General features: G+C 71.2%; 1 protein-coding gene. It reads left to right on the top strand.

What is annotated here, in order from left to right:
* The first annotated feature begins 88 nt into the window (after positions 1-88).
* Positions 89-1,018 carry an NAD(P)/FAD-dependent oxidoreductase gene (locus Q2100_RS23905; protein ID WP_302916054.1) on the top strand — a complete coding sequence of 310 codons (930 nt, stop codon included), beginning with the start codon at positions 89-91 and terminating at the stop codon, positions 1,016-1,018.
* Positions 1,019-1,059: the final 41 nt, after the last annotated feature.

The raw sequence follows: 1,059 nt of genomic DNA, 5'->3' as shown, positions 1-1,059 counted from the left end.
TTGGTCGCGCCCCCCCCCCCCCCACTTCTCTTTTTCTGGGGTGGTTCCGGGATGTTCAAACCGCCCGGATGTGGGAATCAATGAGCCCATGAGCTGGGAGTGCGCTGTCGTCGGCGGTGGTGCGGCCGGGTTGAGCGCCGCCCTGGTGCTGGGCCGGGCCCGCAGACGGACGATCGTCGTGGACGGTCAGGACCAGAGCAACCGCGCCTCCCCGGGCATCGGTGGCCTGCTGGGATTCGACCAACGGCCGCCGGACGAGCTGTACGCCACCGGACGCCGGGAGCTGTCCGCGTACCCGAGCGTCGAGTACCGCCGCGGCGTGGTCCGCAGCGGCCGTCGGGTCGACAGTGGCTTCGAGCTGGAGTGCGACGGCGGCGCGAAGATCCAGGCCAAGCGGGTGCTGCTGGCCACCGGCATGTCGTACTGTCCGCCGCAGCTGCCCGGGGTGGCCGAGCTGTGGGGGACGTCGGTGTTCCAGTGCCCGTTCTGCCACGGCTGGGAGATGCGGGACAAGAAGCTGGCCGCGCTCGCCGCAGGTGAGCAGGGCATGCACACGGCGCTGATGCTGCGGGGCTGGACCGACGACGTGGTGCTGCTGACCGACGGACGCTCAGAGCTCAAGCCCGACGACGAACGCGTGCTGCGCGACGCCGGGGTGGCCCTCGACGACCGGCGGGTGGTCGAGCTGATCGGAGCCGACGGCTGCCTGAAGGAGATCGCGTTCGCCGACGGTTCGACGCTGGCGCGTGACGGCCTGCTGGTGGAGGCGCCGGTACGGCAGCGGACGCCGCTGGCCGAGCAACTCGGTGCCGCGTGCACACCGGGGCCGCTGGGCACCGAGCCGCTCAACATCGACGAGATCTACCGGACGAGCACCGGCGGGGTGTTCGCGGCCGGCGACGCCTGCACCGAACAGCCGCATCTGGCCGGCGCCATCGCTTCCGGGGCGCAGGCGGCGATGATCATCGTGCAGAGCCTGCTGGCCGACGAGTACGGCCTGCCCTTCCCGCCCACCTAGACGGTATGGAGGCGACTTGAGGCCGAAGGCCTCGGGCTGCA

Source organism: Mycolicibacterium arseniciresistens, assembly GCF_030519285.1.
Classification (GTDB): domain Bacteria; phylum Actinomycetota; class Actinomycetes; order Mycobacteriales; family Mycobacteriaceae; genus Mycobacterium; species Mycobacterium arseniciresistens.
Note: the sequence above shows the minus strand (reverse complement) of the source record. Positions and strands in the feature narration are given on the sequence as shown.

Coding starts and splice junctions, on each gene's coding strand:
- Q2100_RS23905 (WP_302916054.1), top strand. CDS start 89: ATGAGCTGGGAGTGCGCTGTCGTCGGCGGTGGTGCGGCCGGGTTGAGC.